This is a genomic window from Streptomyces antnestii, assembly GCF_004005495.1.
Lineage (GTDB): Bacteria > Actinomycetota > Actinomycetes > Streptomycetales > Streptomycetaceae > Streptomyces > Streptomyces antnestii.
Genome location: NZ_RZYA01000046.1, coordinates 1 through 6,735, shown reverse-complemented (window position 1 = coordinate 6,735; position 6,735 = coordinate 1). Strand labels below are relative to the sequence as shown.

The 6,735-nt window shown below is 68.9% G+C and carries 5 protein-coding genes and 2 pseudogenes; 3 read left to right on the top strand and 4 right to left on the bottom strand.

What is annotated here, in order from left to right:
* The first annotated feature begins 250 nt into the window (after positions 1-250).
* Positions 251-715 (top strand): Crp/Fnr family transcriptional regulator, encoded by a 465-nt coding sequence (locus EOT10_RS40815; RefSeq protein WP_127833431.1) that lies wholly within the window; start codon positions 251-253, stop codon positions 713-715.
* A gap of 182 nt (positions 716-897) precedes the next feature.
* Positions 898-1,599, top strand: a complete 702-nt coding sequence (locus EOT10_RS40810) for a response regulator (RefSeq protein WP_127833430.1) — start codon at positions 898-900, stop codon at positions 1,597-1,599.
* Positions 1,600-1,636: 37 nt separating this feature from the next.
* Here the strand turns inward: EOT10_RS40810 and EOT10_RS40805 are convergent, their stop codons facing one another.
* From EOT10_RS40805 to EOT10_RS40790, 4 genes and pseudogenes are all read right to left on the bottom strand, one after another.
* A complete protein-coding gene (locus EOT10_RS40805) occupies positions 1,637-4,045 on the bottom strand; it encodes a glycoside hydrolase family 65 protein (RefSeq protein WP_127833429.1) in 2,409 nt (802 codons plus the stop codon).
* Positions 4,045-4,782, bottom strand: coding sequence for an HAD family hydrolase (locus EOT10_RS40800; protein WP_127833428.1), 738 nt, complete (start codon positions 4,780-4,782; stop codon positions 4,045-4,047). Before EOT10_RS40800 ends, EOT10_RS40805 begins: the two co-directional genes overlap by 1 nt.
* Before the next feature lie 3 nt (positions 4,783-4,785).
* Complete coding sequence (locus EOT10_RS40795) at positions 4,786-5,667, bottom strand: universal stress protein (RefSeq protein ID WP_127833427.1); 882 nt, start codon at positions 5,665-5,667, stop codon at positions 4,786-4,788.
* Positions 5,668-5,754: 87 nt separating this feature from the next.
* Positions 5,755-6,099 (bottom strand): annotated as a pseudogene (locus EOT10_RS40790) (MmyB family transcriptional regulator); the annotation flags it as partial.
* Positions 6,100-6,139: 40 nt separating this feature from the next.
* Between EOT10_RS40790 and EOT10_RS40785 the strand changes: the two are divergent.
* Positions 6,140-6,631, top strand: a pseudogene (locus EOT10_RS40785) (DNA-methyltransferase); the annotation flags it as partial.
* Positions 6,632-6,735 lie beyond the last annotated feature (104 nt).

The window sequence follows — 6,735 nt, the reverse complement described above, 5'->3', positions numbered from 1 at the left end:
GGAGCCGCGATCGCCTTCGGTGGTGCGGTCTTCGCGAGCGGACGCCTCGGGCGGTGGCAACTGGACCGACGGCGCTACGACCAGTGGGGCCGCGAGTGGGACCGGCTCGGATCGACGTGGGGCCGCAAGCGTACCTGACCCGGCCGGGACCGGGCGGACCCGGCCGCGGGGCCGGGTGGCCCATGGTGAACGGTCAGCCTCAGGCGGACGGTAGATCTGGGTAGGCCCCGCTCCAGGAAGAGGCGGCACGATGAATGCTTTCCCCACCACCGACACGGTGCGGGCACTGCCCGCCGAGCACCTGGAACGGCTGATGAGCGTCGCCCGGGAGGTGTCGTTTCCGCAGGGCACGCGTCTGTTCAAGGAGGGCGGCCGCGCCGACCGGTTCTGGATCATCCGCTCCGGCAACGTCTCTCTCGATCTCCATGTCCCGGGCCGCCGGGCGGTCGTCCTGGAGACGCTCACCCACAATCAACTCCTGGGGTGGTCCTGGCTGTTCGCTCACCACGTGTGGCACCTGGGCGCTGAGGCGACAACCCCAGTGCGCGCCTACGAGTTCGATGCCGCGACCGTACGCACCATGTGTCAGAAGGATGCCGCTCTCGGTGCCCCGGTGGCCCTGTGGGTGGGCTCCGTCGTCGCCCACCGGTTTCAGACGATGCGTAACCGGCTGCTGGACCTGTTCGGCCCTTGTGGCAGCGGTCATTCCCTCTGAGCGCCGGAGCCCCGACAGGAAAGCGACCAAGGAGGCGTCGTGCACGGCCGCCCGTGCAGTGAACCGAGGTGTCTCACCCGAGCCGCGCCGGCTGGCCCTGATGCCACCTGGCCGCGGAGGGATAGTGATCGTTGTCAGAGGCAACCTGCGGTCCGCAGTCCGTCGGGGAACGAGGGGTCGTCATGACCGAGCCACGTACCTTCACGGAGCAGAACCCGATCCGTGTCTTCCTCCTGGACGACCACGAGGTGGTCCGGCGCGGGCTGTCCGACCTCCTGGACGCGGAGGCGGACATCTCCGTGGTCGGGGACGCGGAGAACGTCGAGCACGCGCTGGCCCGTGGGCCGGCCCTGCGTCCGGACGTCGCCGTCCTCGACGTCCGGCTGCCCGACGGTGACGGGATCAGTGTGTGCCGGGAGCTGCGCAGCCAGATGCCGGGACTGGCCTGTCTGATGCTGACGTCGTTCGACGACGAGGAGGCCCTGCTGGACGCGATCATGGCCGGGGCGTCGGGCTACGTACTCAAGGAGATAAGGGGTTCCGACCTGGTCTCGGAGGTACGTACGGTCGCCTCGGGGCAGTCGATGCTCGATCCCGCGACGACGGCCCGGCTGATGCGGTCCCTGCGGGCCGGCCCGGACACCACGCCGGAGCTCGCCCCGGAACTGGCGGGCCTGTCACCGCGCGAGCGGGACATCCTGGCGCTCATCGGGGACGGGCTGACCAACCGCGAGATCGGCAAGAGGCTCTACCTGTCGGAGAAGACCGTGAAGAACCACATCTCGCGGCTGCTGGCGAAACTGGGCGTCCACCGCCGTGTCCAGGCCGCGGTCCTCGCGACCCAGCTGGAACAGCACGACGCCACCGGTAATCCGACACCATGAGACCCGCCGGGTCACTCGCCGTCCGGGGAGCTCGGCGTCACGGGCGCCGAAGAACAGGATTCGAGCCGTCCGGCAGGGCGAGCGTGCAAGACTCCCCGGGCGCCACGGACACGGTGCGGTCGGCGAGGGCAATGCCGATCGGGTCCCGGTCGGAGGCGGGCACAGAGACCTGAAGCCGGCCGCAGCTCAGCTTCAGGCGCACACTACGGTGCCCTCGGTAACGGATTGTGAAGCCGTACTCGGAGAGCTCGGGCAACGGCACCGGGTCGAGCCGGAGCACACCGCCGCGGGTCTCGAGGCCGGTCAGTCCGCGCTGCACGACGTCGAGGGTGCCGGCCATGGCGCCGAGGTGGATGCCCTCGCCCGTGGTGCCGCCCTGGAGATCGGCGATGTCGCCCGCCAGGGCCTCATGGACGTAGGTCCACGCATCGGCTCTCCGGGCCCTGGCCAACACCCAGCCGTGGACCAGGCTGCTCAAAGTCGAACCGTGGCTCGTCCGGCACAGGTAGTGATCGACGGTTCGGCTCCACAGCGCGTCGTCCAGCTGGTGGCCCAACCGGTCGAAGAGTTCGGCGAGTTCGGCGGGTGAGAACAGATATCCCAGCATCAGGACGTCGGCCTGCTTGGACGCCTGGTACCGGTTGACGGTGTCACCTTCGGCCTCGAGGATCCGGTCGAGGCGCCGGATGTCGCCGTATCTGTCTCTGTAGGCATGCCAGTCGAGCTCGTCCAGATCGCCGAACCCTTCGAACTGGCTGATGACTCCGGCGTGGAACGGCACGTGCAGCCTTCGGGAGACGTCGTCCCAGAGATCGAGTTCGGCGGCGTCCAGGTCGGCGGTCTCGCACACATCGCGTCGCACCGGTCCGGGCAGGCGGTCCAGGACCTCGAGGGTGCGGGCCAGTACCCACGCGGCGGTGACGTTGGTGTACGCGTTGTCGTCAAGACCAGGCTTGCGGGCGCCGGGGTACGCGTCGTGGTATTCGTCGGGACCGACGACTCCACGGATCCGGTAGCGGCCGAGCGTGCGGTCGAACTCCGCGACGCCGGCCCAGAATCTGGCGATCTGCACCAGCATCTCGACGCCTTTGGTGTACAGGAACTCGGTGTCGCCGCTCGCCTCGCAGTACTGCCACACGTTGTAGGCGATCGCCGATCCGACGTGGTGCTGAAGCCGTGAGCGGTCAGGCAGCCAGCGTCCGGAGCGCGGGTTGAGGTGGAGTCGCTGGGTCTCCTCACGTCCGTCGCTGCCGCTCTGCCAGGGATACATGGCGCCGGTGTGCCCGGCGTCCCTCGCGGACCGGCAGGCCTGTGCCAGACGGCGATGGCGGTACGAGAGGAGAGCCTTGGAGACCTCGGGGAAATGCAGGTTCAGGTAGGGCAGGACGAACAGCTCGTCCCAGAAGACGTGCCCACGATAGGCCTCGCCGTGCAGCCCTCGGGCGGGGACACCGGCATCGAGGTCGGCGGTGTGCGGAGACAGGGTCTGCAGCACATGGAAGAGATGCAGGCGCAGCACCGGCCCGGCGTCGGTCGGAACATCCAACTCCGCGTTGCGCCAAAGCCGTTGCCATGCGGCACGGTGGGCCCGCAGCAGCGTCTCGACGTCTTCGGCACGGCGGACCCGGTCGAGTGCCGCGTGCAGGGGATCACTGATGGCCCGGTCACGCGAGGTGTGCAGGGCGACGGTCTTGTCGACCGTCACGGTGCGTCCGTCGGTCAGGGAGAACCTGAGTACCTGGACCGCGCGGGCGTGTTCGTGCGACAGCTCCGTCTCCGCGTGTGTGCCGGTGTCAGTGACAGTCCGGGACGCGAGGGCGATCCTGATGTCCGACGTACGGGTACGGCAGCGCATCCACACGGTGTCGGGCGCCGGTGAGCCGGTCTGGACGTGTGTGAGGTGGCGGTGGGCGAGCGCGTCGTAGCGCTCGACTCCTGTGTTGGTGACGGTCCCGTCCAGGGCCGACTCGACCTCGAGCCGTCCCGACCAGCCCTCGGCGGTCACCTCGGTCCGGAGCAGAGCCAGATGCGGATCGGTCATGTGGACAGCGCGCACTTGTCGTACGGCGAGGCGTCGGCCGTCATGGTCCTCGTAACGCACGACGCGTTCCAAGGTGCCGGAACGGAGGTCGAGGCTCTGACGGTGATCGAGGACCTTGTGGGTGTCGGGGGTGAACCAGGTCCCGGTGTCTGTGCGGAAGCGGAGTGGCAGCCAGTTGGGCAGGTTGACCATGTCCTCGTTCTCGACCTTGCGGCCCGCCACGTCCGAGGTCAGCCGGTTGTAGCAGCCGGCGACGTACGTGCCGGGGTAATGGATCGCGTCCACGGCACACTCCGGAATCGCGCCGCGCGTCGCGAAACAGCCGTTGCCCAGAGTGCACAGGGACTCGCGCAAACGTTCCTCGGCGGGATCGTAGCCCTCATACTCCAATGTCCAGTCCCGCATCATCGGTCCTCCCCGAGGAGTTCCGCGAGGTCGTCGACCACGAGATCCGCCCCGTGCTTCAGCAGCGCGCTCCGGGTCTCGGGGGAGTACGCGCGGTCCACTCCCACCACGACGCCGAAACCGCCACGCCGTCCCGCCTCGACCCCGGCCAGAGAGTCCTCGACGACAGCGGTCAGGCGGGCGGGGACGCCGAGGCGGCGCGCCGCCTCCAGGAAAAGCGCCGGATCGGGCTTTCCGGCCAGGTGCAGCCTCGAGACCTCCGTGCCGTCCACCAGGACGTCGAAAAGCTCGCGCACGCCCGCGTGCTCAAGGAGTTCCGCCGCGTGCCGGGAGGCCGATGCGGCGGCGAGCGGCATCCCTGCGGACCGCAAGGCGCGCACCAGCCGGACTGTGCCCGGGTAGGCGGCGACACCGTCCGCCCGCAGGCGCTCGGTGAAGATCCGTTCCTTGTCGGCCGCGACCGCCCGGACCTCGGCCGCCGACGGCCGAAGCCCCCGGGCGTGCAGGAACGCGGCAGCGCCGTCGAGGCGCGACTTGCCGTCGACGTACCGGAGATAGTCGTCCTGCAGGTCGAAGGGCGGCTGCCCTCGGAGCCCCCCGAGCTGGAGGAACTGATCGAAGGCCGCCTTCCACGCGGCGGCGTGCACCCGCGCGGAATCCGTGATGACGCCGTCGGTGTCGAAGACCGCGGCCGCCACACCTCGCAGCGCGCGGGGCACGGCAGCCCTGCCGGTCACGGCTCACCCCCGCTGGGGTACGACGGCGACGGGACAGCGCGAGTGATGGAGGACGTAGTGCGTGACCAGGCCGATCTGGAGTCCCAGGTGGCCCTGACGCCGTCGAGCGCCCACCACCAGGAGGTCGGCCTGTGCCGATGCGCCCAGCAGCACTTTACGGGCCGGTCCCTCGGCGGTTCGCCGGAACAGATCCACCGACGGGTAGGCCGCCGCGTCCTCACCCACGGCCGCCTCCAAGATCTCCACCGCGCGCGCTTCGTAGGCCCGGGCGGGTTCGTCGGTGAGCAGCGGGTGATCGACCGTCTCACGGGCCGGGCACCGCCAGGCCCGCACCGCCTCCAGAGCGGCGCCTCGCAGCTGTGCCTCCCGGAAGGCGAAGCGCACGCCTTCGGTGTTCTGCTGGTCGTCGGCGACTCCCAGAGCGACCCGCCGGTGGACCGCTGTCCTGGCCTGGTTGTCATGGCTGCCGCGCAGCACGATCACGGGGCAGTCGGCGCGGGCGGCCACCGCGAGACAGACCGACCCGAGCAACACCTCGGCGACGCCGCTGCGGCCACGCGATCCCAGGACAAGGGCACTGGCGTTGCGTCCTTCGCTCACGAGCGCGCTGATCGCGTCGTCGTGCACCACCTCGGTGGAGACCTTCAGATCCGGGTCACGACGGTGGGCGATCCCCGCCGCGACATCGACGATGTTGTCGGCCAGCACCCGCTCCGACGGTTTGCCGAGCGTCTCGGCGAGGGCTTCCCCCTCGTAGCGCTCCCACAACGATGCGTACACCAGCCGGAGCGGCACCCCGTGCAGGACGGCCTCGTCCGCGGCCCAGCTCACCGCGCGCATGCTCATATCCGAGCCGTCGACACCCACGACCAGGGGAAGTTCCATGGTCTTCACCTTCCCTCTCCTCCATGGTCCGTGACCGCCGCTGCCATGGCCAACGGCCGTCACTCCCGGTTCGGGCTGCGGCGTTCCTCATGGATCCAGGCGCAGAAGCACGATGGCTCGCAGGTCCCAGTTGCTGAGCGGGGCGAAGGCCATGATGCGGATCTGAATCTCTTCGTCAGGATGGTCCGGGAGTCGTAGTCGTCGGATGTCGCCGTCGGAGTGCACCCTGGCCTCGTTTGTTGCCCACGGTTTTCGTGCCTCTTCGTTGCCGCCCAAAATCTCGTCGAGCAGGCGGAGCAGGTCCGGTGAGTCGCGGTGCGTGGCCAGGGCGAAGCGCAGTTGGGCAAGGAACGGTGCGGCCCAGTCAGCGCGCCAGTTGACGAGATACTCGCGAGCCTCCGGATAGAGAAAGACGAACCGCATCAAGTTGCGTTCGTACGGAAGCCAGGGGAACCAATTCTCCTCTGGGTGATTGTGCGCGTCTTACCGGGCCACAGTCGAGTCTGGCACCGCCCTGGTCTTCACAGACTGGAGGCAACTTCCCACTACCACCGACGCGTTGCAGGCGGCCGGCTGGACCTGGCGCGGCATCGCTGCCTGGCACAAGCCGGTATCCCGACCGCAGAAGGGCCGCCTCAAGCAGTCCTGCGAGTACATCGTCTGGGGGACCAAGGGCCCGGTCGACGCCCACCGGAATCCCGTCTACCTGCCCGGCCTCTACACCGCGAGCCAGCCTCGCAAAGACCGCGTCCACATCACCCAGAAACCTGTCGAGGTCATGCAGGAGCTGGTGAAGATCTGCCCGCCCGGCGGCACCGTCCTCGACCCGTTCACCGGCTCGGGCACGACCGGTGTCGCTGCCTTGCGCGAGGGCCGGAAGTTCATCGGTATCGAACTGTCGGACCACTACGCCAACATCGCAGAAGCTCGGCTTTTGGAAAGGGTCTGCTGCACGATCGGGTGACATCTGAACTGGCTTGCCCTGTGGGGCGGGTGGGAAGGATGTCGCTGTGCCCAAGCCTTATCCGGAAGAGTTCCGCCAGGACGTCGTGCGGGTCGCGAGGAACC

Bases quoted from the DNA above. Each gene is read 5' to 3' on its own strand.
- EOT10_RS40815 (WP_127833431.1), top strand. From the start codon at position 251: ATGAATGCTTTCCCCACCACCGACACGGTGCGGGCACTGCCCGCCGAG.
- EOT10_RS40810 (WP_127833430.1), top strand. From the start codon at position 898: ATGACCGAGCCACGTACCTTCACGGAGCAGAACCCGATCCGTGTCTTC.
- EOT10_RS40805 (WP_127833429.1), bottom strand. From the start codon at position 4,045: ATGCGGGACTGGACATTGGAGTATGAGGGCTACGATCCCGCCGAGGAA.
- EOT10_RS40795 (WP_127833427.1), bottom strand. From the start codon at position 5,667: ATGGAACTTCCCCTGGTCGTGGGTGTCGACGGCTCGGATATGAGCATG.